This is a genomic window from Aeromonas sp. FL131, assembly GCF_049860615.1.
Lineage (GTDB): Bacteria > Pseudomonadota > Gammaproteobacteria > Enterobacterales > Aeromonadaceae > Aeromonas > Aeromonas hydrophila.
This window is the reverse complement of the sequence record NZ_CP187595.1, coordinates 291,274-317,107: the sequence shown is the minus strand read 5'-3', so window position 1 is coordinate 317,107 and position 25,834 is coordinate 291,274. Positions and strand designations below refer to the sequence as shown.

25 protein-coding genes and 2 tRNA genes are annotated in these 25,834 nt (G+C 54.1%); 15 read left to right on the top strand and 12 right to left on the bottom strand.

What is annotated here, in order from left to right:
• Positions 1-24 precede the first annotated feature (24 nt).
• Positions 25-1,998, top strand: a complete 1,974-nt coding sequence (locus ACPW75_RS01560) for a putative bifunctional diguanylate cyclase/phosphodiesterase (RefSeq protein WP_077098128.1) — start codon at positions 25-27, stop codon at positions 1,996-1,998.
• Between the two features lie 67 nt (positions 1,999-2,065).
• Here the strand turns inward: ACPW75_RS01560 and rraB are convergent, their stop codons facing one another.
• Positions 2,066-2,413, bottom strand: a complete 348-nt coding sequence (gene rraB / locus ACPW75_RS01555) for a ribonuclease E inhibitor RraB (protein WP_076360509.1) — start codon at positions 2,411-2,413, stop codon at positions 2,066-2,068.
• 485 nt (positions 2,414-2,898) lie between these two features.
• On the opposite strand from rraB, the gene ACPW75_RS01550 reads away from it, so the two are divergent.
• Together ACPW75_RS01550 and ACPW75_RS01545 are read left to right on the top strand one after the other, a co-directional pair.
• The gene (locus ACPW75_RS01550) at positions 2,899-5,112 is read left to right on the top strand and encodes an immune inhibitor A domain-containing protein (RefSeq protein ID WP_252410993.1); all 2,214 of its coding nucleotides are present in this window, start codon (positions 2,899-2,901) and stop codon (positions 5,110-5,112) included.
• Between the two features lie 621 nt (positions 5,113-5,733).
• Entirely contained in the window at positions 5,734-6,876 is a 1,143-nt protein-coding gene (locus tag ACPW75_RS01545) for a Fic family protein (protein ID WP_236261642.1), read from the top strand.
• 100 nt (positions 6,877-6,976) lie between these two features.
• On the opposite strand, the gene ACPW75_RS01540 is transcribed toward ACPW75_RS01545, so the two are convergent.
• The 7 genes from ACPW75_RS01540 to ACPW75_RS01510 all read right to left on the bottom strand — a co-directional run bounded on the left by ACPW75_RS01540 (position 6,977) and on the right by ACPW75_RS01510 (position 10,411).
• On the bottom strand, positions 6,977-8,476 hold the full coding sequence (locus ACPW75_RS01540; RefSeq protein ID WP_323582565.1) for an AAA family ATPase: 1,500 nt from the start codon (positions 8,474-8,476) through the stop codon (positions 6,977-6,979).
• A 139-nt stretch (positions 8,477-8,615) separates the two neighbouring features.
• Positions 8,616-8,846, bottom strand: a complete 231-nt coding sequence (locus ACPW75_RS01535; RefSeq protein WP_152551761.1) for a hypothetical protein — start codon at positions 8,844-8,846, stop codon at positions 8,616-8,618.
• 79 nt (positions 8,847-8,925) lie between these two features.
• Positions 8,926-9,327: a hypothetical protein gene (locus ACPW75_RS01530; protein ID WP_043156507.1), complete on the bottom strand. Its 402-nt coding sequence runs from the start codon at positions 9,325-9,327 to the stop codon at positions 8,926-8,928.
• Between the two features lie 102 nt (positions 9,328-9,429).
• Positions 9,430-9,684: an HNH endonuclease gene (locus tag ACPW75_RS01525; RefSeq protein WP_081844138.1), complete on the bottom strand. Its 255-nt coding sequence runs from the start codon at positions 9,682-9,684 to the stop codon at positions 9,430-9,432.
• Positions 9,668-9,991, bottom strand: a complete 324-nt coding sequence (locus ACPW75_RS01520; protein ID WP_043156505.1) for a hypothetical protein — start codon at positions 9,989-9,991, stop codon at positions 9,668-9,670. Before ACPW75_RS01520 ends, ACPW75_RS01525 begins: the two co-directional genes overlap by 17 nt.
• A gap of 2 nt (positions 9,992-9,993) precedes the next feature.
• Entirely contained in the window at positions 9,994-10,170 is a 177-nt protein-coding gene (locus ACPW75_RS01515; RefSeq protein WP_160171065.1) for a hypothetical protein, read from the bottom strand.
• Position 10,171: 1 nt separating this feature from the next.
• Positions 10,172-10,411: a hypothetical protein gene (locus tag ACPW75_RS01510; RefSeq protein ID WP_043156503.1), complete on the bottom strand. Its 240-nt coding sequence runs from the start codon at positions 10,409-10,411 to the stop codon at positions 10,172-10,174.
• A gap of 691 nt (positions 10,412-11,102) precedes the next feature.
• Between ACPW75_RS01510 and ACPW75_RS01505 the strand changes: the two genes are divergently transcribed.
• From ACPW75_RS01505 to ACPW75_RS01480, 6 genes are all read left to right on the top strand, one after another.
• Entirely contained in the window at positions 11,103-11,651 is a 549-nt protein-coding gene (locus tag ACPW75_RS01505) for a hypothetical protein (RefSeq protein ID WP_152551760.1), read from the top strand.
• Entirely contained in the window at positions 11,648-11,950 is a 303-nt protein-coding gene (locus ACPW75_RS01500; RefSeq protein WP_029304363.1) for a YkvA family protein, read from the top strand. The genes ACPW75_RS01505 and ACPW75_RS01500 overlap by 4 nt, the downstream gene beginning before the upstream one ends.
• Positions 11,951-11,972: 22 nt before the next feature.
• Complete coding sequence (locus ACPW75_RS01495) at positions 11,973-12,593, top strand: hypothetical protein (protein WP_050485265.1); 621 nt, start codon at positions 11,973-11,975, stop codon at positions 12,591-12,593.
• Positions 12,590-13,024, top strand: a complete 435-nt coding sequence (locus tag ACPW75_RS01490) for a DUF2787 family protein (protein ID WP_050485264.1) — start codon at positions 12,590-12,592, stop codon at positions 13,022-13,024. The genes ACPW75_RS01495 and ACPW75_RS01490 overlap by 4 nt, the downstream gene beginning before the upstream one ends.
• A 647-nt stretch (positions 13,025-13,671) precedes the next feature.
• The gene (locus tag ACPW75_RS01485) at positions 13,672-14,913 is read left to right on the top strand and encodes a tyrosine-type recombinase/integrase (protein ID WP_408764949.1); all 1,242 of its coding nucleotides are present in this window, start codon (positions 13,672-13,674) and stop codon (positions 14,911-14,913) included.
• 95 nt (positions 14,914-15,008) lie between these two features.
• A protein-coding gene (locus ACPW75_RS01480; protein ID WP_102948393.1) for an IS3 family transposase occupies positions 15,009-16,213 on the top strand; the annotation gives its coding sequence in 2 pieces (ribosomal slippage) (positions 15,009-15,327 and positions 15,327-16,213; 1,206 coding nt in all).
• A 127-nt stretch (positions 16,214-16,340) separates the two neighbouring features.
• Here the strand turns inward: ACPW75_RS01480 and ACPW75_RS01475 are convergent.
• Positions 16,341-16,763: a helix-turn-helix domain-containing protein gene (locus ACPW75_RS01475; protein ID WP_124244789.1), complete on the bottom strand. Its 423-nt coding sequence runs from the start codon at positions 16,761-16,763 to the stop codon at positions 16,341-16,343.
• A gap of 269 nt (positions 16,764-17,032) precedes the next feature.
• On the opposite strand from ACPW75_RS01475, the gene ACPW75_RS01470 reads away from it, so the two are divergent.
• The 3 genes from ACPW75_RS01470 (at position 17,033) to ACPW75_RS01460 (ending at position 19,324) form a co-directional block, all read left to right on the top strand.
• The gene (locus ACPW75_RS01470; protein ID WP_049049176.1) at positions 17,033-17,800 is read left to right on the top strand and encodes a hypothetical protein; all 768 of its coding nucleotides are present in this window, start codon (positions 17,033-17,035) and stop codon (positions 17,798-17,800) included.
• A gap of 324 nt (positions 17,801-18,124) precedes the next feature.
• Positions 18,125-19,018 carry a helix-turn-helix transcriptional regulator gene (locus ACPW75_RS01465; RefSeq protein WP_043155996.1) on the top strand — a complete coding sequence of 298 codons (894 nt, stop codon included), beginning with the start codon at positions 18,125-18,127 and terminating at the stop codon, positions 19,016-19,018.
• A gap of 126 nt (positions 19,019-19,144) precedes the next feature.
• Entirely contained in the window at positions 19,145-19,324 is a 180-nt protein-coding gene (locus ACPW75_RS01460; RefSeq protein WP_029304370.1) for a hypothetical protein, read from the top strand.
• A 354-nt stretch (positions 19,325-19,678) separates the two neighbouring features.
• On the opposite strand, the gene ACPW75_RS01455 is transcribed toward ACPW75_RS01460, so the two are convergent.
• A complete protein-coding gene (locus ACPW75_RS01455; protein ID WP_160171060.1) occupies positions 19,679-21,991 on the bottom strand; it encodes a DUF927 domain-containing protein in 2,313 nt (770 codons plus the stop codon).
• A gap of 38 nt (positions 21,992-22,029) precedes the next feature.
• Positions 22,030-23,187 carry a tyrosine-type recombinase/integrase gene (locus ACPW75_RS01450; protein WP_160171061.1) on the bottom strand — a complete coding sequence of 386 codons (1,158 nt, stop codon included), beginning with the start codon at positions 23,185-23,187 and terminating at the stop codon, positions 22,030-22,032.
• A 720-nt stretch (positions 23,188-23,907) separates the two neighbouring features.
• On the opposite strand from ACPW75_RS01450, the gene ACPW75_RS01445 reads away from it, so the two are divergent.
• Positions 23,908-23,983 (top strand) — tRNA-Phe (locus ACPW75_RS01445).
• 4 nt (positions 23,984-23,987) lie between these two features.
• Positions 23,988-24,063 (top strand) — tRNA-Asn (locus ACPW75_RS01440).
• Positions 24,064-24,106: 43 nt separating this feature from the next.
• Here the strand turns inward: ACPW75_RS01440 and ACPW75_RS01435 are convergent.
• A complete protein-coding gene (locus ACPW75_RS01435; protein ID WP_011707223.1) occupies positions 24,107-24,241 on the bottom strand; it encodes a hypothetical protein in 135 nt (44 codons plus the stop codon).
• Between the two features lie 225 nt (positions 24,242-24,466).
• On the opposite strand from ACPW75_RS01435, the gene ACPW75_RS01430 reads away from it, so the two are divergent.
• Positions 24,467-25,744 (top strand): alpha/beta hydrolase, encoded by a 1,278-nt coding sequence (locus tag ACPW75_RS01430; RefSeq protein ID WP_077097743.1) that lies wholly within the window; start codon positions 24,467-24,469, stop codon positions 25,742-25,744.
• The last annotated feature ends 90 nt before the right edge of the window (positions 25,745-25,834 follow it).

Here is a 25,834-nt window from a genome sequence, read left to right as displayed (position 1 = left end):
GAAATTTCCCCCGTGAGTGTCTGTGTGAACTCCTTGCTCACCCTGCCCCTGCTGCAGCAGATCATCGACCAGCTACCCATGAATATCTTCTGCCGGGATACGGATGGGCGCTACCTGTTTGCCAACCGCGCCTTCACGGAGCAGGCGGGTCTGCCGCAACCGGCGGATCTCATCGGCAAGACCGATGCCGACATGCCCTGGGGCGACATCTTTCGGGAAGAGGATCTGCACCTGCTGGCGGAGGGTAAACCGCTGCTCTATCAGCAGTTGCACTGCAGCAGCGGCGATGCCACCAGCTGGATGGAGATCCACAAGATCCCGCTCTACGATGCACAAGGCAAACCGGTGGCCCTGTTTGGCATGGTCAATGAAATTGGCCAGCGCAAGGAGCTGGAGCAGACCTTTCGCCAGCAGCAGCTGCTGCAGCGCCGTCTGCTGGACGCCATCCCGGATCCGATCCGGCTGGAAGACCACCAGGGGCTGCTGATCGACTGCAACCAGGCCTTTCTCGACTTCATGGGCATGGTGGCGAGCGAGGCGCTCGGCCAGCGGGTCGCCCACCGCCTCTCCACCGAGCTGCCGATGGGACGCGGTGAATACTGCCTGGTGGACGCCAACGGCCAGGGCCGCCATCTGGAAGTGACCCGGGTCGATGTGCCGGATGACGAGGGCCACTCCCTCGGCATCCTCACCCTGAGCCGCGACATCACCGGGCTGCGCACCACCCAGGCTCAGCTGCAGCAGGAGCAGCACTACGACAGCCTGACCGGCCTGCTCAAGCTCTCCCACTTTCTGCAGACCAGCCGTCATCTCGGTGCCCGCAAGGCGAGCCTGGTGCTGGTCGATTTGCAGCACTTTCGCGAGATCAACGACCGCTTCGGCATCCGGGTCGCCGACCGACTGCTCAATCAGGTGGCCCGCCGCCTGCAACAGCTGGCCCCGCCCCAGTCGCTGGTGTGCCGGGTCGCCGCCGACGACTTTGCCATGCTGCTGCCCGAGCTGAGCGAGCCGCTGACCAGCTGGAGCCGCCGCCTGCAGGGGGCACTGATGGTGCCCTACCAGGTGGAAGAGCACAGGATCCAGATCCCGGTGTTCCTCGGCATCGCCCACGGCAAGGCCAACGACGCCGAACGCCTGCTGAGCCACGCCGAAGCCGCGCTGGCCCAGGGCAAGCGCCAGCAGCAGCACTGCACCCTGTTCGATCCCGAACTCGATGCCAAGCTCAAGCGCCGCCAGCTGATCGCTGCCCAATTGCCGCTGGCCATCAAATCCGGCCAGCTGACTGCAGTCTACCAGCCCATCATCAGCACCCGCACCAGCCAGCTGCACGGGGCCGAGCTGCTCTGCCGCTGGCCCCACCCCGAGCTCGGCATGATCTCGCCGGACGAGTTCATCCCGCTGGCGGAGGAGCTGGGGCTCATCGGCCTGCTCGGCAGCCACATGCTGGAACAGGGCTGTGCCCAGCTGGCCCGCTGGCAGGTGGCGGCGCCGGATCTGGTGCTCTCCATCAACCTGTCGCCGCTGCAATTTCGCGACCCCGAGCTCTGCCCACAGATCTTCGCCTGCATCGAGCGCCACGGGCTCGCCCCCTGGCAGCTGGAGCTGGAGATCACTGAAGGGGTGCTGATGGAGAACGCCGACGAGATTGAGAGCAACCTGGCCAACCTGATCGAGGCGGGCTTTCAGCTTGCCATCGACGACTTCGGCACCGGCTACTGCTCGCTCGCCTATCTGCCCAGGCTGCAGGTGGCCACCCTCAAGCTGGACCGCAGCTTCACTCAGGGGCTGGCCACCAACCAGGCGACCACCGCCATCGTGCGCTCCGTCATCGGGTTGGGCCACGAGCTCGGCATCAAGATCACCGCCGAAGGGGTGGAGACGCAGGAGCAGCAAGCGTGGCTGGTGCAGGCTGGCTGCGATCGGCTGCAGGGCTACCTGTTCAGCCGCCCCCTGCCCCCCGCCGAGTTTGCCCGCAGCTACCAGCTGCCGGAGCAGTAAGCCAGCAACAACAAGGCCACCCGAGGGTGGCCTTGTTGTTTTTGCAAAGCGTGCGTGAGCTGGCTTTTTACTCCTGGAAGTAAGTACCCCAGCCGTCGTAGTCCACGCCGTATTTTTCGAGAATGGGCAGCATCTTGGCGATGTCCGCGACTATGGTCTCGATGTCCAGCTTGCACTCGGTGGTGGCGTCGAAGCAGAAGATGGTAGCGCCGTCATCCAGCTCCATCTCTTCGGCATCGGTCACTTCGAAACCGGCCTTGAACAGGTCGACCGCCGCCTTCTCCAGCAGATCGAAATCCTGGCAGGCAAAGTGGTGCTCAATCTCGTATTCCAGATCCGGGTTGCTGCCATCGGCCAGCAACTCGTTGACGATGGCGGTGGTCTCTTCGCGCCACTCTTGCATATCAAGACTCATATTAACCCCAGATGCGACTGTGTTGATATCAAATGCCCGCGCGGACGGGCGCCGTAGCGGCTGTGCCCCTGCCCCGCAGGCATGGTTGCGGCAAAGCATACCCGCACAGCCACCTTGGCTCAATGCGGCAAGCCAAGATAAGCAGCTGGCGGCGGCCACCCCAAATGGGGTGCCATCACAAAAGGTTAATAAAGCGTAATCTTTTGTCGGGAATGAATTGCTCCATATGGAGCTTCAACGAGACACGGGAAAACCGCACAACCCCCGCAACAAGCCGTTTGAAATCAGCAGGATCCACCAGCACCGCCCCGGTGACAAAGGCCATGGACGAGGTGTATCAAGGGACGCGGGCGGAGCACTGCCCGTACGGAAAGAGGAGCCAGCCAGGCTCCCTTTTTATCATGTGAAGGAGCACATAGATAATGCCTAAAAAAACAATAATGAGCCTGCTTGTCGGCTCAACCCTTATGATTGGAAACCAGGCCATGGCCGCCCCGGTCCACGGTCCGTTCGATGCCCCCTTGGCCGACGAGGTGAAGGTGCTGGAGATGCTCAAGAAGAGCGGCCGCATCCCCACCCTGGCCTCCCCCGAGCAGGAGCAGGCGGCCCTCGCCAGCTACTATCGCGAGAAATCGCGGGCCTATCAGGGCAACAGCGGCACCCTGGCGGTGAAAGAGGGCAAGGTACGCGAGACCATCCTCAAGAAGATCCGCCTCAACGGCACCGCCCGTCCCGGTGATCGGGTGCCCACCCTGCTGCTCAAGGCCATCGAGCGGGAGCACTACCAGGGCCAGATGCGCAAGGACAAGATCCTCGCCATCCTGGTGGACTTCCCCGACTACCCGAAGAACAGCGTGCGCCCCGAGCTCACCAAGATGTACTACCCGGATTACACCCCGGCGCACTATAACGATCTGCTGTTCTCGTCCAAGGGCTATGCCGGCCCGAACGGCGAGCGGTTCATCTCCATGCGCCAGTTCTACGAGCAGCAGTCCGGCCAGAGCTACAGCGTGCGCGGTCAGGTGGCGGGCTGGTATACCGCCGACAAGAACGCGGCCTACTACGGCGCCAACGCTACCCCCAACACCATCCGGGAGCTGGTGAAGGAGGCGCTGATCCAGGTGGCGAACGACCCATCCATCGATCTGGCGCAGTTTGACCAGGAGGATCGCTACGATCTCAACGGCAACGGCAACCGCAACGAGCCGGACGGACTCATCGACCACCTGATGATCTTCCACTCCAGCGTCGGCGAGGAGGCCGGTGGCGGCGATCTCGGCGAAGACGCCATCTGGGCCCATCGCTGGAACCTGGGCGCCCCCTACCCCATCCCCGGCACCAGCAGCCCGAGCCAGAACTTCGGCGGCCAGTTTGCCGCCTACGACTACACCATCCAGCCCATCGATGCGGCGGCCGGGGTCTGTGCCCACGAATATGGCCATGACCTGGGGCTGCCGGACGAGTACGACACCAAGTACACCGGCAAGGGGGAACCGGTGGCAACCTGGTCCATCATGTCCTCCGGCTCCTGGGCCGGGGTCATCGGCGGCACCGAGCCGACCGGGTTCTCCGCCTGGGCCAAGGAGTTCCTGCAGGCCTCCCTCGGCGGCAACTGGCTGCACGGCAGCAACGTGCAGCTCGCCGATCTCAGCCCCCGCGGCAACGTCTACATGCTGGATCAGGCCAACGACAAGGGACGCAACGACGACGTGGTGCGCATCAACCTGCCGGCCAAGCAGATCCCGCTCAACCCGCCCTACGCTGGCCAATTCCAATACCACGGCGGCAAGGGCAACAACCTCGACAACCGCATGAGCCTCAAGCTGGATCTGAGCGGCAAACAGAGCGCCAGCCTCGGCTTCAAGGCCTGGTATCAGATTGAAGAGGGATACGACTACGCCCGGGTGCTGGTCAATGGCCAACCCATCGCGGGCAACCTGACCACCAGCAACGATCCCAACAGGGTGGGCTTTGGGATCGGCATCACCGGCAACTCCAACGGCTGGACCGATGCCGAGTTCGATCTCACCCCCTGGGCCGGTCAGCAGGTCACCCTCACTCTGCAATACCAGAGCGATGGCGGCGTGGCCGAAAACGGGCTGTTCGTGGACGAGCTGCAGATCCTCGCCGATGGCGACACCCTGCTGAGCGACGGGGCCGAGGGCAGTTCTGCCTTTACCCTGGCCGGCTTTGTGAAGAGCAACGGCAACGAGGCCAAGGATCACTACTACCTGGCCGAGTGGCGCAACCACGCCGGGGTGGACAAGGGGCTGGCCCACATCAACGTGGCCGACCAGCTGATGCGCTACGAGCCGGGCATGCTGCTCTGGTACGTGGACAACAGCCAGGCCAACAACTGGGTGGGTGTCCACCCGGGTGAAGGCTTCCTCGGAGTGGTGGATGCGGATCAGCGCACCCTCAAGTGGAGCGACGGCGCCGTGGCCGGCACCCGCTACCAGATCCACGACGCCACCTTCAGCTTGGGCTTCCAGCAACCGCTCAACCTGAAACACCCGAGCGGCTCCCTGCTGCGCGACTTCTGGATCACCCCGAACCGGGTGTTCAAGGATTCCCGCAGCTACCAGAGCAAGGAGATCCCGGATGCCGGTCGCCTGCTGCCCGAATACGGGCTCAAGATCAGCGTCACCGGCCAGGCCCGTGACATGAGCACCGGGCGGATCATCGTCAGCCGCCACTGAGGAGTACCACAGTTGTGACCAGGGGGCCTCAGGCCCCCTTTTTTTATCTGCTGACCTGCCGCCCAGGATGAAAACGGGCCAAACCGCCCAACAAACGCCCTGATTGCTCACTTGTCGAGCGAACAGTCCGACTATCTGCGCCCTGCGGTTGACACATCCGTTCAGAAAGGGTTTAATGCGCGCCGTTGCCCAGATAGCTCAGTCGGTAGAGCAGGGGATTGAAAATCCCCATGACAGTTTCCATACCACAGCTCTGGACAGCACACCCTACAAGGCTTCGCTTTCAATGCGGGGCCTTTTTGTTATGCGCCTCTGGTCAATCTCTGGCAAGGTTGCTCACCGAGCACGGGATTAATAATCCCCGCCCCCTGATCCACTGCTTCATCTGTTATCAGATAGCAAAGTAGATTGGCCCCCCCTTCCCTGCAATGACCCCCACTTCCTACGAACAACGCCTTCCCTCCCTGCCAACTCTGCGTGATACAGGTTGTGTCGTGAGCCGGATCCCCGTTATTATCGGCTCACCATGTGAGCCAAATACACATCCGATTTGGCTCGCATACTGAGCCAAATATACATTCGATTCGGCTCATCGGTGACGTGACCTGTAACAATAAGGGGATGGGCAAGCAGATGACTGAGGATTGGATCTGGCAGCATGAGGGCTGGCCACACTTTTGCTGGCAAGATGAACCGCTACAGCCACGGCTGCGCACCGCACAACGCAATCTGGGCATCCTGCTCGGCACCCATTCCGTTCACGGCTCGACGCAAGCGCAGCAAGCCCAGGCGCTCGATACCCTGCTGGCGAATATCCTCGCCTCATCGGCCATTGAAGATGAACGGCTCAATGCCCAATCGGTGCGCTCATCGCTGGCCCGTCGCCTCGGCGTATCCGAAGAACAGCCCTACCCCATCTCGGATCGCTCCGAAGGCCTGGCAGCCATGATGCTCGATGCCATCGACAATCGACATCAGCCGCTAACGCTGGAGCGCCTGTTGCAATGGCATCACTGGCTGTTTCCTGCCGACGACTGGACATTACAGCGTGTGCGGGTGGGCCAGCTACGCGGTGAAGAGCCGATGCAGGTGGTATCCGGGCGACTGGATCGACCCACTGTGCATTTCGAGGCCCCGCCACGCCAGGGGCTGGAGCAGGCACTCGCCTGCTTTATCGACTGGTTCAATGCCAGCCTGAACGACCCCGGCCAGGATCCGCTGCTGCGCGCCGCCATTTGCCATCTGTGGTTTGTCACCTTGCACCCGTTTGATGATGGTAATGGTCGTATCACCCGTGCCCTAACCGATCTGGCGCTCTCTCAGGCCGACAGCCAGAGCATCCGCCTGTATGCCATGTCGGTGGCGATCCTCGAACAGCGTACCGATTACTATCGTGCTCTGGAACAAACCCAGAAAGGCGGACTGGATATCACGGCCTGGCTGATCTGGTTTTTAGATACGCTCAATGCCACGTTGGAGCAGGCCCGACAAGCGATCACCCGCACCTTGGCCAAGAGCCGTTTCTGGCAGCAACACGGCAGCGAGCCACTGAGTGCTGAGCAAATCAAGGTGCTGAACAGGATGCTGGACGGCGGCGAGAACGGCTTCTTGCAGGGTATCAGCGCCAGCCAATATCAGAAGGTGGCCAAAGTCAGTAAAGCCACCGCGACCCGCCATCTGGCCGACTTGTTAGAGAAAGGCTGCCTTGAAAAAATGCCTGGAGGCGGTAGAAATACCCGTTATCAGATCAAGATTACACGGTAATCCCCACATTGTCTTTCGGGGGGATTACCATTGGGCCTAACGTCCGCATTTGCGGCTGGTTTGGAGCGCAGCGGAAAACCAGTCCGTCAACATGCGTTTGTTATGCAACTTGTCGATCTTCACGTAGATCATCTGATTTTGATTCAAGCCATTCACTCAAATCATTTGTATAGGCAGACCACTCATCTGTCGAAGCAACTAAATCAATTATTTTTGAAAGACCAGTTGCTCGCTCCCAGCCCAACCTATGTATTAGGTCATTTATATATTTATGATCTTCATCAACAACAACTATTTCCTTAGCAGCTTCAATGATCTCGTTTTTTTCTTCATCTTCTGTCTCATCAATAGCAATGATTAGAGAGTGAAGATATTTCTCAGGTTTGGTATCTACAGGCAGGGAAAATTGTTTAATTGCTGACAGTGCAGTTGCTCGTGCCGAAATAACATTCTCATCGTGCCCAGTCAGCACTCTATTAATTGATGTTCTTTTTTCATCGTCAGTTCGATACACATCACCATCTAACATGAAGAGAGAGTTTTCACACGGCTCACCACCAAGCAATAGCCCACTAACAGCTGTGAAACAATTTATAGCGGCTCCATACCTGCTTGTAGTGACATATTTAGCAAGCCCAAGCCGAGAAGCAACTTTCTTTACTATAGTTGAAGCCAAGTCGTCTTCAACAAAGACCTCTATAGGACGAGGCTGGACACCTGTTAATCTATTTATAGCGTCGGGTTTCGTTTCATTGAAACATAGGGTTTTCCCAGGCCGACAAACTATATGTCTAATGTTGATTTTATCTTCTAGCTCTAAGACACTTTCTCTGTGTGTTGTAAATATCACTTGTAAATTTTTATCCGCAGCTCTTTCAAGAACAACCTCGATCAGTTTCTTCATTGCTTGGTCATGGAGAAGTAGATCAAGTTCATCAATGAGAATCAGTGAGTACTTTTTTGCTCTAAAGACTTTTTCGAGTATATAGAACACTTTTTGTTCGCCCGCGCTCATACTCAATGCAGAGTAACGAAGCCCATCCACCTCAACACCAATAAACTTCTTGCCGGAAGCTTCATGAACATGATATTTGGCATATCTTCTATTCAGAACGATTGATGCTTTTTCTAGAATAGTATTTATGACTTCTTCATTTACAACTTGAGTAGAGTAGTTGATCTTTGCCTGCTTTTTCTCTGCTTCAATCATTGGTACACACTTGTCAATTCCAATATAGAACACATCTCTAAAAGGCCTGTTCGCGTATCTAGGTGTCCACCGAACCTCAGTCTTTTTATATTCCCTTGTGACGTTCGTATGTTCGTTTTGACCATCCCTATAACTGTGTACGATACTCAGCTCACTGCCATTCCATAGCGCATCAGTGTTTGGCAAAAAGAACGAACTAAACTTATAGTTCTCACCTTCGTGACTGGGTGAAAACGCGCATGCTAAAGCATGTAATATCGTGGATTTTCCATTTCCATTTGGCCCAAGAATCGCAGTTATTGGTGAAGAATCAAAAGAAATTTCTAGATCGATAAGGTTCTTTAAATTTTGAACTTTCATCGAATGTATTACTTGCTGTGAGACTGCCATATCAAATCTTCTTATTTATCCCATACAATCTGTATTCTTGCCACTTGCATAACGCCGCGCACAGGGGCGGCCAAATAAGCGCAGCGTTTTGGACGTCCCAGCGACCAACGGGAGCGATTGCTGCACCTTGTTATGTTTTTTACTCACGCAATTCAAACAATACATTGCCTTGAACGTCTTTTAGCAAATAAATATCTCCTTCCTTTATGACGTTTCCAACAAATCTAGTTGGAATCTCCAGGGTATAAATTTCGTCACCGTCCACTCTTAAATTGACGCTTCCTGTTGGATAAAAGTGCTCTCCATCAAAATGACCAACATGCTCATTAGGCCACTTAAACACTTGAAGATGGGTGTTGTTATCAAACATTTAGATCCTTCCTTTTGTCAGCAAAACATAACGCCAAGCTAAGCGGCGCGCGTTAGCGCGTCCTAGCTTGAGCGCTTTGTTAGGCATTTTTCTTTAGTTGTTTAGCTCTCAATTTCATATATTCGACTTTTCGCAAATTTTCATCGCCTTTTGCCTTGATTAGAGCTTGAGACCATAAACCTTTATCAATCTCTCCATTGTTATATTCTTCCTCTGCCTGAGCATAGAGATCGGCGCTTTTCTGCTCGAGATTAAACTCAATTCCATCTTTTATATCTTTAACTGCACCGATTACGTTTGATGCCATGGATGTACCACTTTCATCGCCGCCTAATTTATTTATCGATACAAAGAAAATAATGAGGCTAATAATTGATGTAATAACAATGGCTAACTCTTCTTCACGAGTCATTTTATAAATGGCCCATCCGATTGGCCACCAAGGTAATGCCGCAAATATTACTGCTTTAATAAATTTCATTATTATTCCTTAACTACTGATTTATGGATGCCTAACAGTTAACGCCGCGCTCTGCGGCAAATTTGGAGCGCAGCGGAAAATTTGTCCGACAGCAGCGCCTTGTTATAGCTTTGCAGGGCGATAGTCAAATGTATCCACCACTATTTCACCCGCATGGACTAAGTCGTGACATTTTTTACAAACAACAAGTATGTTCTCTGGGGTTGCTTCACCACCTAGGCTGTAGTCTAAAATGTGATGCCCATGTATATCTAAACTAGCGCCACATCTTAATTCACAGCTATAACCTTCTCTGATTTTGGCTAATGCAATTGCCCGTGAGTGCGCATAGCTCCGAGTACTACTTGTCTTCGTCATCACTAGCCTCGTCCAGTAGCTTTATTCCTGTAGAAGGTGAATTGAGACCTAAACTTTCCGATACAATAGAAATCAACTCTTCCATGAAGGCTTCTGCTTTTTCTTCGCTTGCTGATACTTTTACCATAATGTCAGTAGCCGATTTATTCCTTAACTTGCTTTTTTCTACTTTGTCGGGAACTTTGTTTATACGAAGGTCACTACCAATCAAGCCAAGTTCAGCTGCTTGATCAATAATTTCCTGGAAAGCTTCCTGCACTTTGGAATTGTCACCAGAAAATCTAACTATTAAGTCTTTTTCTTCCATGACTACTTCCTTTCAAAAATGTGCGCAACCAAACCATGCTTTTTTGCTGTTTCTTTTATCAGCTTTTTTAGTGCCTTTTTCTTTTCTGGATCAACACGCCTATAAATTAGAGATCCAGTAACCTTATCATTTTCAGCAATTTCCTTGCTTGAGCTAGTAGTTTCCGGAGAGTTTTCCATTTTATTCTTCCCATAACTCAGCAAGATCGTTCAAATCAGCATCAGTTATTAAATCGAAAGAACCACTACCTTGTGTTATTGCAAATACGTCGAAATCTATAACCCCACCATCCTTGTCCATCTTCAGCTTATAAATTACGTATTCGCCAGAAGATCTACTTACGTGAATGTCTTGCCCTTCCACTTTTACAACTTTATCCCCACTTTTGAGGTCTAAAATTTCAAATTTTAAGATATTCATATTTTCTCCGATTTTTTGGGGATGCTATTTAATCGAGATTTAAGCTATAACAGTGATTAGATGGAAGGCGGTACTAATCCGTTAACAGAGCCTTCCATATAACTCCGCCCCATTTTCATCACCGCCCAGTGAAAATAAAAATTAAATCATAGCATTACCAGTCTACCTCTGATGCCTGAACGTATTCGCTTGACTTCCTCTTTTTGCGCTCTCATCACCACTGTATAAAAAAACAGCTAGCAAGTCAGTCGACTGGGATAATCGCTGCCTCCTAACGTGGTCGCATGGCTCCCGAGTTGTGCCTAAGCTACCGCCCCTGAATTACAGCCTTCAGTCTGCTGCTTTTTACCTCTAGCGTTTCTCCAGCCTGGCTCATGGGTGATGCAGGAGAGGCAGTTCCAAACGATTATCTTAGCGCTCCAGATAGATGACACAAAAGAGGGGAATGGTAGTTTTCTGAGAAAGATCAACAAACCAGTCCACATTAGAGGGTGATGGACAGCATCAACACGCGGGAAGCCCTCACTTTCGCTGCATAGCCCTTTTCAAAATCACCGCTCATCCGCTATCAATTGCTGGTCATCCTGATTACCTGCTCTCCCATTCCCGTAAAAGCCCAATCCTCAAACATATATGAATCCCTGGATAACCCATGACCATTCCGGTCTAGGAACATCCAAGGAGAACATCCATGTCTGAACTTTCATTGTTCGATGCCATTGGCGAAGGCAAAAACGCGACTCAGGATTATCTGGATACCCTGTCGCGGGCACTGCTGCGCCATCATCAACTGGTCAAAGCCATTCGCATTCACGGTCGTTATGTACCGGAATCCTTGCCAATGCCCGGTCTGCCGGTATTGGTGGCCATCTTCAGTCACACCAATATCTACACCTTGCACCAACTGCCCTCGACTCAGATAGGGCAGTTGGTGCTGTCGATTGCTCGCTTCTCCGGTCAGGCCACCCATGACCTGGACAACGGCATCTTCGAAGAGGTGTGGGACATGGGTGACAGCAGCTTCACCACGGACAGCGCCGAGCAGGCCGTCTACTGGCTGCCGTTACCGGAGCGCTGGATTGCTCTGGAGGGCACACAAGTGGCGCTGCACGATAAAGACCATCCGGTGTTCAAGTTGCTCAACGTCACCGCCCGGAACGCGGGTCCGGTCCTGGATATCTGCGATGGCGTGGTCAGTCTGGCGCTGGAGTCAGAGTGGGATGGGGAGTGGGCCGCATGACCGAGATCAACCGCTCCTCGCTCCTCGCCAAGCTCAAACACATCAAGGGCATGAAGCTGCTGGTTGAGCAGGCCGTCTTGCTCTACCTGTTGATGGCCGACGAGCAGACGCCTGTGTGGGTCAAGACCATCGTGGTCAGCGCACTCGCCTATTTGCTCTGTCCGGTCGATGCCGTACCGGACTTTATCCCCGGCGTGGGGCTCACCGATGACTTGGGGGTCATCAGCGGTGCCATTGCCTCATTAGGCAGTCATATCCATCAAGGTCATCGCAGCAAAGCGGCTGACTTCTTCAAGTAATCCCTTCAGAAGGAATTCCATCATGGCTAAAGCCACACAACCGGCAGCGTCGGCTGCTCCGGTCTGGACTGTTATTAAATCTGCTAAGGCCCCGAAGATCAGCGCACGGGCCAGCGGCTTGCTGCACTACGAGGTGGGCAAGAACGATGAAGGGCGCTACGCCCTTCGCATCACCGCCAACGACACGGGCGGCCTGTTCAGCAAACACTGGTTATCGCTGGATGACATCCTGGCACTACTGGACATTCTCAAGGATGCGCCATTCAAATCGGTGGCGCTCAGGGCGCTGTTTGTTCGAGGCAGTGCCAATAACCACGGTTTCCTCGCCGCCATCCTGCGGGCTGAAAAGTTACTGGTCGCCGCCGAGCCCAACTCACCGTTCCACCGGGTCGGTCTTTCGCTCAGCGACTGGTCTACTCAGCTGGATGAACCAGCCAATATGGATAAACAGGCTCGCAAGGGAAAAGCCAAGGGGCAGAAGGGCCAAGATGACATGACCGATGAGATAACCATCGAGAAAGGCAATGAGCCCCCGTTTTTGGAAACAGCCAACGACCAGGCCGGTTTGTCAGACAAGATGGATGAGACAGGGGGTGAAGTTGAAACCGCAGACCCGGCGGCCAGTGAGGAGGCCCAACAATGAGCAACCGTGACATAGCACTGAACTGGCAGGGGCTCCCTCTGCCGGTTTCACGCCAGTTCGCAGTATGTCTGACCGACCAGCTGAACACGCACCATCCCACATGGCCCCAAGCCCGTGCTGTCACGATGAACTTTCGTGATCCGGGTTATGGTCCGGAGAGTGGTGGCTTTCATCCGGTGGAAATCCGTCTAGAACGCCGAGGAAATCTATGGTCCTTGGTCTATATGACGGACTTTTCCTATGTCGGCATGGGTGACTATGCCGAATTGGCTAAGGAGGTCGATTTTGACTTCTCAAGCCAGGAAGGGCTGATTGCCTATGCGCATGTGGTGCCGTTGTCTGAGTTGGGTGAGTTCTATGAATTATGGGAGGGCAATTTCCTCACCTACCTGTCGCTGGGTGTCTATGCGATCACGGTAGCCACTGAATGATCCCTCCCTATTAATGCGCAAATTTCGCGGGTTCACGGGGTTGGCGTCGATTTACCCAATCTCTCCAAGGGAAAAACGCCCCCCGTTTCCCCCCCGCTCACACGGGGCGGGCACGGGGCTCGCCGTGAATACGCGGGGCAACCCGACCTCTTATTCACTCCCCCCATTATTTCCGCGAATTTCGCGGGTTCACGGGGTTGAGATGGAAAAGCCTAATCACTCAAAGGGAAAAACGCGCCCCGTTTCCCCCCGTTTGTGCGGGGCGGGCACGGGGCTCGCCGTGAATATGCGGGGCAACCCGACCAATTCATTAACTCACCCATTTTTCCGCAAATTTCGCGGGTTCACGGGGTTGAGATGGAAAAATCTAATCACTCAAAGGGAAAAACCAGCCCCGTTTCCCTCCGTTCGTGCGGGGTGGACACGGGGCTCGGTAGCATTTTTACGGGATCGGACCGGGTAGCGACCGGGGCGGTCATCTGCTCACTCACCTTTCCCGCGTTGTCATCGTGCCGGGCCAGCCAGGCCAAGGCTCGATGAGCAACGACTATTTCAACCGCCACGCCAGAGACGGGGATTAGACCTCCTTTCCACTGTGAAGGAGGCTTATGCCCTGTTGCACCAGCTCACATCTTGAGGAGCGAACCATGAACGAAACACCCACCCGATTTAAATTCACCAATCGGCGAATTGCCGATCTACCCCCTAACCCAGATGACGCTCGCAGCACCGAAGCGGAGTATTCAGATACCGACGTGACCGGTCTGCGCTGTCTGGTTGGCAAAGGAGAGGGACGTCGCAAGTTCCTGCTGCGCTATCAGATACATGGTCGCAAGCGGGCCATTGCCCTGGGGCACTATCCCGCGTTGGACGTCAGCGCGGCTCGCAAGCTGGCGCTCGACTACAAACGCAAGATTGCCGAAGGTGTTGATCCGCAACAGGCCAAGGAGGACAAGCGCAACCAGAAGATCCTGAGTAATTTGTTTCAAGAGGACTATCTCCCCTATCTGCAATCGCGAAATCGCAGTTGGAAGACGGACGAACATCGCTTCCGTAATCACCTACGGCCAATCTTCGGCAATCTGATCCCGGAAGAGATCACCGTTACCCGCATCCAGAACATGCAACAGATGTTGCTCAAGCGCCTCACTCCGGCCACCTGCAATCGCATCTTGGCATTGCTCAAGGCCATCATGACCTGGGCTGCCCGTGCCGGGCTGATCAAGGACAATCCCGCAGCCCTGGTGTCATTGCTGAGAGAGAACAATCGGCGGGAACGCTACTTCACCCCAGATGAAATCCGTCGCCTGTTTCGGGCTGCTGATCAGCATGAAAGTTTCTATACCGGTCAGTACGTCAAGATGTTGCTGCTCACCGGCTTGCGCCGGGCCGAGCTGGCAAGGGCCAAATGGCAGCACTACAACAAGGAGGACAAGACCCTATACATTCCCCACACCAAGAACGGCCATAGCCGTGTGTTGCACCTGAACCATATGGCGGTGGAGCTGTTGAACTACTTACCGGTGACAGAGGGAAATCCCTACCTGTTTCCAGGCAAGCGGCAAGGGCAGCCATTGCAAAACCCCACCAAGGGTTTTCAGCGGATGTTGGCGCGAGCCGGTATAGATAAGGAGGGGGTGTGCCTGCACACCTGTCGCCATTCGGTAGCCGCGCTGATTGTCTCCAACGGCGGCACCCTGTTTGATGTGCAATCCCAACTAGGCCACCGGAGCAGTCAGACATCACTGCGTTATGCACACCTGCATAACACTCGGATGCAGCAGACCAGCCAGAAAATAGCCAACTGCATCCATGATGCGCTGACCAGTTCAGTACCATCCAAGCCGCTGCCGCTTCCCGAAGAGGGCGAGTGGGTTCAGGCCAGTTAACAACTAGATTGGCCCCTTGAAGATCCAGACACTTCGCCCCTCTTAACTTAAGAGGTAGTCTTGGAGCTATGTTCAGTACTAGTCACAACGAGAAGATGGTCGAAGTGTTAACAGGGGCCGAGCGCCGTCGACGCCGGACTCCACAAGAAAAGATCGCCATCGTGCAGCAGACCTTTGAGCCCGGGATGACCGTCTCTCATGTTGCTCGCTTGCACGACGTCAACGCAAACCAGCTTTTCAAATGGCGTAAGCAATTCCAAGAAGGGTCTCTCACGGCGATCACCGCCGGTGAGGATGTTGTTCCTGCTTCCGAGTTGGCTGCTGCCATCAAGCAGATCCGAGAGCTTCAGCGTCTGCTCGGGAAGAAGACCATGGAGAACGAGATCCTCAAAGAAGCCGTGGAGTATGGTCGAGCAAAAAAATGGATTGCGCATGCGCCCTTGTTGCCGGGGGACGACGATTAAGTGCTGTGAGCCAGGCTCTTAATGTATCGCGTGCGCAGCTATCCGTTCGTGTTCATCGAAAACCGGGTTGGCAAGATGGTCGTCATCATCGCCAGCGTGATGATGCAGCCTTACTTGGCCGTATCATGGAGGCGATGGCAGAGCTTCCCTCCTATGGCTATCGCCGGGTCTGGGCGCTGTTACGGCGTCAGTCTGAGGCAACAGAACAACCTGTGGTAAACGCTAAGCGGGTATATCGCGTCATGCGCGAACATGGCTTGCTGCTGGAAAGAAAACCAGCTGCACCATTGGCCCAGCAGGCACATAAGGGGCGTGTTGCCGTCAAGGAGAGCAATCGACGGTGGTGCTCAGATGGCTTCGAGTTTCGCTGCGATAACGGTGAAAAACTACGTGTCACGTTCGCCATGGATTGCTGCGATAGGGAAGCGTTGGACTGGGCGGCCAGTACTGGGGGTTACGATAGTGACACTGTGCAAGATGTCATGCTGAGGTCTGTCGAACATCGCTTTGGGGATTCGTTGCCGGCATCACCGGTGGAGTGGCTGACTGATAATGGCTCGGCGTATCGAGCCCATGAGACCCGCGCGTTTGCACGAGAAATCGGGTTGGAGCCCAGAACGACAGCAGTGAGAAGCCCACAGAGTAACGGTATAGCGGAGAGCTTCGTGAAGACGATGAAGCGAGACTATATCGAGATGATGCCAAAACCGGATAGCCGAACAGCGGTAGGCAATTTGGCTATCGCGTTTGAGCATTATAACGAGCACCACCCGCACAGCGCCTTGGGATACCGTTCACCACGGGAATTTCTGCGCAGTCGGGTATCACAACCCTAAGCGGGAAAAGTGTCTGGACCTATGGGGTCAAATCCAACAACAACCGGTATCTCGCCTAGGTGTGAGATACCGGTTGTTGTCACTTGCGGACATCAGATGCCGTAATTTGGTTAAAAGAAGAACAAACCTACTTGTTTGGAGCTTTCTTAATATATTCCGCCACTCCCATCATGGCGGCGCCAGCCAATGCCCCCAAACCAATGAGTGACATTTTTGATATCAGCGAGCTACTGGTCAGCCATTCTTCCTGACGTTCCTTTATTTCTGACTCTGATGGCAACTCGTAAACGACCTTAAAGCCCTGCTCCTCAAGACTTTTAACCCTGTCTTCAACGACTTTTAATAACTGCCAAAGCTCAAAGTGAAATGCTTTAGAAGCCTTTGCTAGATTTTCCAATGTACATGCCCGGCCAAGCTCCATTCGTCCCCATGTTGACTGGGTCAATCCAGCCACATTGGCGGCCATCAGTTGGCTTACGTTCCTCCTCTCCCTTTCTTCTGAAAGAACAGCACCAACTACAGCTGCATAGCTTACTTTTTTCTCTTCCATTCGATGCGTCACACTCTAAGTTTATGAAGTAAAAGGTTTTATACGAAATCTCGACTCACATACTACCCATGATTGGACTGCATTGTCAAAAAAAGCGTAACAACCCACTTTACGGGTTGCAACTCACTTGCTAGTATCTCTTCGTGAGCTAGCGGACAAGACGCGATGCCCAAAAACAGCAGGTTCAAATCAAGCAACTTCTGGTGTGACTTTCGCCTCACTCAACATTAGGCAGTGAGCACGCAGCGCATCCAACAGGGAGATATCGTATGGAAAAAATCTTGGCTAAATGTGAGCACGCAGACCTTGAGTACCTGTCCGGCGTGTTGGATAGCTATGTATCTTTTACTGATGATGCTGCCCGCAAAGAATTACTTCAAAAAAGTCATCACGCGTCTTCAGCCAAAACGGAACTGTGCGCACTAATGGACAAACAGATCAGGTATTACGGATCTTCTGATGTCGCTTATGCAGTTCGCTCAGTGTTTTCATCGAGTCGTGATGGTGGAATCTCATCCCTTGAGTTGATTGAGGATGTCTGCGAAAAGCTCAAAGTCAGAGTCAAACGCGGGGGCTCAGTGGAAAGCCGATTGGAACGGTTAGTGTCTGCTGTTGTTGAGACAGAACTGCTATCAAAAACACCAACTGAACTTGCCGATGCGTTCAAGAAAATGGGTGTAGGTAATGAAGACGCTAATTTAATAAAGGAGCATCTCGCCAAAAACGGTAAGGTGGCCATTCTCCCCTTTATCATCCAGATCCTTGGCCCCAAGGTTGCTCTCGGCCTAATAGAGACCATTATCATTAGCTTAATTACCCAGATCGTCGGGCGTGAAGCCGCCAAAGCTTTGGTCAAGGAAGTCAGTAAGCGAAACCCGATGCTAAATGCGCTCGGCCCTGTGATGTGGGTCCTGTCTGGAGCCTGGCTTATTTATGACTTACAAGGTCCAGCTTTCAGAAAGACGGTCCCGATCTGCCTCTATTTGGGAGTGGTTGCCTTACGGGATGGAGCTGAAGACGCACTTGCAGCGGCATAGTTCTGGAGTCAGCCCCTCCTCAGTTATCAAGGTGAGCAGCAACCCGGTATCTCCCTCAGCGGTGAGATACCGCTATCGCAGTTAAGCGGCTCAATAGCATCAACTCAGCCCCATCTCTGGGCAAGCCGCAACAACCTCACCGAACCGGCCTTCCTGGCCAGCTCAACCGCTTCTCGCCGGTTGATAACAAAACCCCTCCACTGATGACAAAAGCCCATCGCCGATGATGGGTTTTGCGAAAAACTGCCTGCCAGCCAATTCGTCACGCCGTGTCGCGGCCTGTTTGGATAATCCGCGACACGGTTATTCCCCTTCTGTGATGGTATGCACGAACACGACAAGATTGCGCAGCGCCTCGGTATGCTCCTCACCCGCCTGTACAGCGGTGAGAAGCTACACCTGAGTGATCTGGCCACCGAGTACAACGTCACCGTGCGCACCCTGCAGCGGGATTTCAATCAACGCCTCAGTTATCTACCGATAGAGCATCGCAACCAGCAATACTGGCTGGATCCTGGGTTTCTCAATCACAAGAACGACAAAAAACTGCGAAAGCTGGCCGAGCAGTTGGGTATCACCGACTTGTTCCCCCGCGCCAGTGAACATCGTCTGGGTCAGCTACTGGACAGAGGCGCCCCAAGCCTCTTCGCCATCAAGGGATTCGATGGTCAATCAGCCGACTCACTCATTCACCAGATACCGGTATTAGAGCAGGCACTGACCCATCATCTGCAATGCTGGCTCATCACCAAAGACCAGCGCAAGCAACTGTTTAGCCCCTATCAGCTCGTCAACTACAAGGGCACCTGGCACTTGGTCGGCGTCAGCGAGGGGCGGTTGCAAGCCTATCCGTTGAGCTCCATCACGCTGGTTGAGCTATCGCAACAGACTTTTACCCGTGATGCGCTTATTCAACGACAAATCGATACCGACCCGACGCTCTGGCGCTCCGGCATGATCGAGGTGCTACTCAAAGCAAATGCCGCCATCGCCATCAACTTTCAGCACCGCCCGTTGCTGCCCGAGCAGGAGATTGTCAAAAACCTGGATGATGGTTCGCTGTTATTGAGCAGTCGTGTGCTTGATGCCAACCAAATTCTGCCTGTCATCAAATCCTGGATGCCGGGGCTCACCGTGATCTCGCCCGGATTTATCCATGAGCAGATCGTCCGTGATTTACGCCATCTATTGACCCTGATGAGTCAGGCTCCGCCATGACCCATTTGTGACAAAGATCCCAGTTTATACATCTGGCGACAGCGCCTGACATGCCGCGACACCACCTGTCGCCGCTGTTCTGCATTGTCGTCAACCATCAAGCAGTAGCAATCCAAGGAGTGATGCATGAGTAAAATGATCCAAATGAAAGAGTCCACCGCAAAGCGCGAGGTGAAGCAGGAATACGGCCTAACCGAAACGGATGGCCAGGCTTTCTGGGATCGGGTGAACCGGGTGATCGGTGAATCCCGAGAGGAAGTCGATAATGAGGACCGCGTTCCTGCCGGATATGAAGTGTATCGATAACGTCAACACGTACATGTTAGTTGGTCATTAGTTGACTCCTGTGAGCGATATCTGCCACGAAACGCTCGTAACGACAAAGCGGCCAGTTCTACTGGCCTCTTTTTTTGGACCGTTCGACAGCATCGGCTGAGATCACATCAGTGAACAATACCGGGGTAATCTCCGCATGGCGAGGCACCTGTATCGCGGTTTAGCGACCCAATGAGCCGTTTTGGCTGCGCCGCCCTCCAAACCTCCGCAACAAGATCATCCTGGCCTTCTCGGCCTGCTAAAACGTTCCTCCCCTTGCTGCCTGCTTTTGCCACCGGATCCCATAAAAGCAAAGGGGCCAGTTCGCACTGGCCCCTCTTACTCTTAAAACTGCTCGATGTGTGTCGTCTCCTCCGGTGTTTCCGATGTGGGGGGGGCGCTGATGCTACCCGCCTTGCTGTTTGACAGTCGGCTAAAAATTCGCTTTGATGGTTCGCGTTTTGGCTTCGAGCCCTTCAGGCTTTCACTCTCTCCGGCATGGCTACTGGCAATCTCACCAGCACCGCCAAACAATCTATTCAAATAGAACGAGTAAAAGCCACTCTCCACACCCGCTACCTTGATATTTTTTACATAGCGGTCTTGTGCCTGCCTCTCAAGATACTGGTTATCGAACAACCATGCTTTAACAGCTTTACCCATGCTAGGAACCAGTTTTTCGAACTGCTCCTTGAAGATGTAACACCGTTCGCCTTCTATGAAGCCCAAGAGCTCCCTCGTTATAACAGATGGCCTTCCAGGATTAAGTTTCTGTCGTTGGAGCGCTACCGTATTCTTGAACTGGAAAGCGGCGCGGGCGACGTCATCCAGTTGATCCTCCAAGGAAGCAACCCAGCGATTAGCGCACTCAAGCACGGCGGTCTCCACCTCCTCCTCGGTATAGGGCAACACCCCCAGCTCGATGCCATACAAGCCGGTAGCCAGCGTTATAGCGAAGAAATCCAGGCCACGGCGAACCAGAGGTGAATCCATCGCGCCATTGACCATCTGCATCAGGCGCTCGGCACACTCATTGACACGGCTGCGAACTAACTCTTGCAAAGCCTCATAAGAAGTGGCCTCCGGCAAGTTCAATAGCCCTTGTGCCAAAGCCGGAAGGGCTGTGCCGTAGTATTGACCACAGGCCGCTTTGAGTTGGTCAATCCGGGCTTTGGCTTGGGCCAGGGTTTCGTCGGGCAATTTCGCATCATCGGGGTGAACCTCGATGTTGAGCATCCGCACATAGACACCGGAATTGGCACTGCCACCCGTTTTCCTCAGATAGTCATCTGTGCTGAGTTCACCAGTGGATATAATACAGAGGATGGCTGAGTCTTGATCCTCCTTCTCATCCCCACCCGTTTCACACCTTCCTTTGGTTTTCCCATTGGATAGGGCATAGATGGTTCCGTCGAAATTTTTGCTGTTGTGTGACCCAAGCTCATCCAGTACTAACCCCATACCGTGGTGACTTTTTGCCACAGCAAACAGCCAATTCGTCGTGCCATGCCACTTCCTGATAGCAGACCCACCATCTTTGCTTGGGTCAGTAGCTCGTCCTACGACACTCTGTGCCATCTGCGCCCGAGTCGTCTTGCCGCCTGAGCTGAGCCCATGCAAGTGAACAATAACCGTCCCCTCCTTCAGGAGGTTCAACAATACATTCCCAAGCATCGCCAAAATCGGAAAAATCATGTTAGGGAGCTGCCGGACAGGCCCAGCCACATGCTCTTGCCATTCCAGCAAGGTGCCTTGTGCTCTCAGTTGCGGCAATACTTTACGGATTTGATAGCTGAGCTTGGTTTCCGAGGTTCCAATGTTTCGCTGTAGCACTGTCTCATGCGTTACATAGATCAACTTTCCAGAGATAAATCCAGCCTGCTCAACGCGATAAATTGGCTCAATTGAGTTGCACCTTGAGCAGTGGTTCATAAACCGATAAAGCTGCCGATCGTCATGACCATAATACCCAACACGTAGCTCACCCAACTGGACCTTGACCCTTTTCAAGTCATGTAGGACATCATCAAGCAGGACTGTAAAGACGTGTGGCTTATCATCATAGCCAATGCAGACCAGCACCAACCCTTTGAACTGATTGTTATTATCAAGTACGCAATTGAGCGGAAGGACTAACGTATCGAACAGATCAATGGGCTTCATTCCTTCAAGGTACACCACTTTCAGGTCAGGGCTAACAACGTAGTGCTCGGGCAACAGACTGGATTTCATCCATGTTTGGAGTTCACCAATGGTATACGACAGATGAGTACCATCCGACCTGACGGGACGCTCCGAAGAGCCCTTCTCCTGATTAAGGGCTAGCCCCTCTTCGGATGCCAGATAGGTCGCTTCCTGAGACCACTGATGGATTCGCGCCAGTTCTTGCAGCGCTAAGTTTTGATGGCTGCAATAGGGTTCGCTGGATACTAATAAAGCTGGCTCTGATGGCTGAACTACCGGAGCGATAGCAGAGACAGGAACCGATTCTGGCGCGGGTGCCTCCTGATCCGAGTCAGGTACCGAGTCTGTCGGCGGCACAACCTGATTAGCAATATGGAGGGAACCTAGTGAGCCCCTTCTTTGATGCGTCCTATCAGTAATGAAACGATTCAGTTTACCGTTATTATCTTTTTTTTTGGAACGATGCATAATCATTAATGGGGGAGTCTCTCTCCCCCATCTCCTAAAGTTGGTTAGCAGGTGAGATTGGGGAGGTCCCATAAGGTGTGTAATTCGTTTACGGCCTTGACCAGCGTCTTATCATGATAACGTGCGTACCTTTCAGTCATCCGAGGAGAGCTGTGGCCTAGGACTTTCTGCAATACATCGAGCGAACAGCCCTTGTTCAGCAGTGAAGTAGCGACGGTATGACGGGCATCGTGGATGCGTACCTCTGATAGCCCACAATCATTGCAGACTCGGTACCAATACCGACGTGGTTCTGAAATGGGAGAGACACCGTCCTGGCCTCGAAACAGCAGACCTGTCGTGCCATGGCGCTGAAGTTGAAGTCGAATTAACTCCAGAGCGAATTGATTAAGCGGTATTAGCCTTTCCCGACCAGACTTACTGGTAGGTAGGTACGCTATTTGTCGATTGAGATCGCAATCTTGCAGCTTTAGAGCTCTGGCTTCTCCCATCCGGGAGCCCGTTGCGAACAGGAACAGCAACAGACGAGCCTTTTCCTCGTCAATGTCTTCCATCAAGCGAGCGACCAGCTTATTGACTGCCTCATCGGGTAAGCCTTTGGGAGGCAGGACAGGCTCGTATTTGGCGGGAATACCTGCTGCGGGAGACGATTTGAGTATGCCGCGCTCCACCGCGAAGGTCGCAATAGCCTTGATCTGTGCTAGGTAGCGATTCACCGTAGCAACAGATTTGGTTTTAGCTTGCTCCACTTGAAAGCGCTCGATGTCATCACGAATGACACGGTTCAATGGCTTGTGCCCTAAAGCTGCTACGATTGGCTTTATACGGGACTTTATAGTCCTGATAGAACGATGAGTTTCCTGCACTGCGGGTAGGTAATCATCATAAATGAAGCGCTCTACCGATAAACTAGCGCGATAGGCTTGCTTGAATCCATCAGGATCTGTGATGAGCTCCGCCATCAGTTTACGTGCTTTATCGCGTGTCACTTTGAGGCTAGCCTCACTGGTGCTCGCGATCTTAAACCGATAACGCTGATTGTTTCTGTGCACATTGAAGTAGCCGACCCTGGCACCAGATGTATATGTGACCCATGCGAGCCAAGGGACGTACTCGTCTTTCACCTCTTTTTGTTTGGAGACGTGTTCTCCACACGACCCCAGCCTGCTTTTAGCAGTTGGCGTTGACACTTCGCTGCTCACAACTACCTCTCTAACCATAACCGCCGGGATTGACGGTTATGGGCATTTTGCATTTTCATAGCCAAAGAACAACTGTACAAAAAGCAGTCACCGCATTGATATTTAATGCCTTTTTTATGTTTGAAGACTCTGGATGCCGCCTAGAGAGGACGATTCAGAGGCAAATATCAGATCCCGCTCTGGAGACCGACTTTCTGAATCTCGTGACAAACACCCCTGATTTGTTGGGGTGATCGTAATTTGCCAATCCGAAAAATCCATTCGATTGAGTCCCTTTTGGGGGTGTAACCAAGATCCATTTTTGTGATGCCCATCACAATAAATTTGAGTTCCCCCGCCGAAACACCATCATTTCTCTTCTTCACAGGGACGCTGAGGAGCTGACGACCGGAGGTACAGAGGCAGCGACACAGCAAACCCTGTCTGGTCAATTTCTGGTAACTTTTCAGCGCACAAAAAACATGCACATTAGTTCATCAGTTTTTTGCCAAAAAATGGGCTCATTTGTTGGGGGCTCGGGGTGGGTGAGAGAGCGAAAAGGTAATTCCATAAAGGGAAAAAACCTCGATAGAAGAACATACCGACAACCGGATCCCGGTGTGGACTCAGGGGTTCCTTGCTCACTATCTCGCCACTTGGTTCACCCTATGCAAAAACATGCCAGAAACTGGGGCAGCAAGGTTGACACCCCAGTCCAGAAAGGGTTTAATGCGCGCCGTTGCCCAGATAGCTCAGTCGGTAGAGCAGGGGATTGAAAATCCCCGTGTCGGCGGTTCGATTCCGTCTCTGGGCACCACAATTCCTCCTTAGTTCAGTCGGTAGAACGGCGGACTGTTAATCCGTATGTCACTGGTTCAAGTCCAGTAGGAGGAGCCAAATTTGAAAAGCCCGCTCATCGAGCGGGCTTTTTTCATTTCGGTCAGCTGCCGTTGCAGGTTGCCAGCAGCAGGGTCGCTCCGCAGGTGGCACTGAACAGCAGCAATCCTGTCTGCAGCACACCCTCCGGGTTTACCCGTTTCTCTTTTTTGCGAAATCGTATCCACTTAGGCTTCATCAAGCCCACCTCGTCCTGTTACGACCCCTGCCCCGTCGGCAGGCGAGCCATCTTTGTGCAGCCGCCCGGCGCCGTCAACTCCCTTGCCGACAATAAATTCATCACGCTGCCACCGCCCGTTTTCCCTTCGTGACAATGTTAACAATTTGGAAAACCGGCGTGACCCGTTCCCACGCCGGGGCTATGATGAGGCCGACGATTTTCCTACCCTCAGGGAGACCCCAGATGAGCAGCCCGTTGCGTTACGTGCTGGATGGCATCCATTGCGAGCCCCGCTTCTTCACCGTGCCCCTCGACCACCAGCGACCGGATGACGAGGAGACCCTCACCCTGTTCGGCCGCACCCTCTGTCGCCAGGACCGGCTGCACGACGATCTGCCCTGGCTGCTGTTCCTGCAGGGTGGGCCCGGCTTTGGTGCCCCGCGGCCGACCGCCGACAGCGGCTGGATCAAGCGGGCCCTGCAGGAGTTTCGGGTGCTGCTGCTCGATCAGCGCGGCACCGGCCACTCCAGCCCCATCAGCGCCGAGGCGCTGGCCCAGCTCACTGCCCCACAGCAGGCGAAGTACCTCAGCCAGTTTCGCGCCGACAGCATAGTGCGCGACGCCGAGTACATTCGCGAAGTGCTGAGCCCGGGGCGCCCCTGGAGCCTGCTCGGCCAGAGCTTCGGCGGCTTTTGCAGCCTCACCTACCTCTCCCTGTTCCCGGACAGTCTGCACGAGGTCTACCTCACCGGCGGGGTGGCCCCCATCGGCCGCCGTGCCGACGAGGTCTACCGCGCCACCTACCAGCGGGTGGCCGACAAGAACCGCGCCTTCTTCGCGCGCTTCCCCCACGCCCAGGCCATCGCCAACCGGCTGGCCAACCACCTGCACAGCCATGAGGTACGCCTGCCCAACGGCCAGCGCCTGACGGTGGAACAGTTGCAGCAGCAGGGGCTGGATCTGGGTGCCAGCGGCGCCTTCGAGGAGCTCTACTACCTGCTGGAAGACGCCTTCATCGGCGAGCGGCTCAACCCCGCCTTCCTCTACCAAGTGCAGGCCATGCAGCCGTTCAACACCAACCCGGTGTTCGCCATCCTGCACGAGTCCATCTATTGCGAGGGGAGCGCCAGCAACTGGGCGGCCGAGCGGGTGAGAAGCGAATACCCGGCCCTGGCCTGGGCACCGGGCAAGGACTTCGCCTTCACCGGCGAGATGATCTTCCCCTGGATGTTCGAGCAATTCCGCGAGCTCATCCCGCTGAAGGAGGCCGCTCACCTGCTGGCCCAGAAAGCGGACTGGGGCCCCCTCTACGACCCGGCGCAGCTGGCCCGCAACACCGTGCCGGTGGCCTGCGCCGTCTATGCCGAGGACATGTACGTGGAGTTCGACTACAGCCGCGACACCCTCAAGGGGCTTGGCAACAGCCGCGCCTGGATCACCAACGAATACGAACACAACGGCCTGCGGGTCGATGGTGAGCAGATCCTAGACCGGCTCATCCGCATGAATCGGGATCGCTGATCCCGCCGGGCTCGCGCCCGCAGCAAGACGACAATATCGAGGGCGACCCATGAGTCGCCCCGCCCCTCTGGAAGCAGCACAAAATAATAA

Excerpts from the sequence above, each read along its gene's own strand:
- rraB (WP_076360509.1), bottom strand. The coding sequence starts at position 2,413 with ATGAGTCTTGATATGCAAGAGTGGCGCGAAGAGACCACCGCCATCGTC.
- ACPW75_RS01550 (WP_252410993.1), top strand. The coding sequence starts at position 2,899 with ATGGCCGCCCCGGTCCACGGTCCGTTCGATGCCCCCTTGGCCGACGAG.
- ACPW75_RS01545 (WP_236261642.1), top strand. The coding sequence starts at position 5,734 with ATGGGCAAGCAGATGACTGAGGATTGGATCTGGCAGCATGAGGGCTGG.
- ACPW75_RS01540 (WP_323582565.1), bottom strand. The coding sequence starts at position 8,476 with ATGGCAGTCTCACAGCAAGTAATACATTCGATGAAAGTTCAAAATTTA.
- ACPW75_RS01535 (WP_152551761.1), bottom strand. The coding sequence starts at position 8,846 with ATGTTTGATAACAACACCCATCTTCAAGTGTTTAAGTGGCCTAATGAG.
- ACPW75_RS01530 (WP_043156507.1), bottom strand. The coding sequence starts at position 9,327 with ATGAAATTTATTAAAGCAGTAATATTTGCGGCATTACCTTGGTGGCCA.
- ACPW75_RS01525 (WP_081844138.1), bottom strand. The coding sequence starts at position 9,684 with ATGACGAAGACAAGTAGTACTCGGAGCTATGCGCACTCACGGGCAATT.
- ACPW75_RS01520 (WP_043156505.1), bottom strand. The coding sequence starts at position 9,991 with ATGGAAGAAAAAGACTTAATAGTTAGATTTTCTGGTGACAATTCCAAA.
- ACPW75_RS01515 (WP_160171065.1), bottom strand. The coding sequence starts at position 10,170 with ATGGAAAACTCTCCGGAAACTACTAGCTCAAGCAAGGAAATTGCTGAA.
- ACPW75_RS01510 (WP_043156503.1), bottom strand. The coding sequence starts at position 10,411 with ATGAATATCTTAAAATTTGAAATTTTAGACCTCAAAAGTGGGGATAAA.
- ACPW75_RS01505 (WP_152551760.1), top strand. The coding sequence starts at position 11,103 with ATGTCTGAACTTTCATTGTTCGATGCCATTGGCGAAGGCAAAAACGCG.
- ACPW75_RS01500 (WP_029304363.1), top strand. The coding sequence starts at position 11,648 with ATGACCGAGATCAACCGCTCCTCGCTCCTCGCCAAGCTCAAACACATC.
- ACPW75_RS01495 (WP_050485265.1), top strand. The coding sequence starts at position 11,973 with ATGGCTAAAGCCACACAACCGGCAGCGTCGGCTGCTCCGGTCTGGACT.
- ACPW75_RS01490 (WP_050485264.1), top strand. The coding sequence starts at position 12,590 with ATGAGCAACCGTGACATAGCACTGAACTGGCAGGGGCTCCCTCTGCCG.
- ACPW75_RS01485 (WP_408764949.1), top strand. The coding sequence starts at position 13,672 with ATGAACGAAACACCCACCCGATTTAAATTCACCAATCGGCGAATTGCC.
- ACPW75_RS01475 (WP_124244789.1), bottom strand. The coding sequence starts at position 16,763 with ATGGAAGAGAAAAAAGTAAGCTATGCAGCTGTAGTTGGTGCTGTTCTT.
- ACPW75_RS01470 (WP_049049176.1), top strand. The coding sequence starts at position 17,033 with ATGGAAAAAATCTTGGCTAAATGTGAGCACGCAGACCTTGAGTACCTG.
- ACPW75_RS01465 (WP_043155996.1), top strand. The coding sequence starts at position 18,125 with ATGCACGAACACGACAAGATTGCGCAGCGCCTCGGTATGCTCCTCACC.
- ACPW75_RS01460 (WP_029304370.1), top strand. The coding sequence starts at position 19,145 with ATGAGTAAAATGATCCAAATGAAAGAGTCCACCGCAAAGCGCGAGGTG.
- ACPW75_RS01455 (WP_160171060.1), bottom strand. The coding sequence starts at position 21,991 with ATGATTATGCATCGTTCCAAAAAAAAAGATAATAACGGTAAACTGAAT.
- ACPW75_RS01435 (WP_011707223.1), bottom strand. The coding sequence starts at position 24,241 with ATGAAGCCTAAGTGGATACGATTTCGCAAAAAAGAGAAACGGGTAAAC.
- ACPW75_RS01430 (WP_077097743.1), top strand. The coding sequence starts at position 24,467 with ATGAGCAGCCCGTTGCGTTACGTGCTGGATGGCATCCATTGCGAGCCC.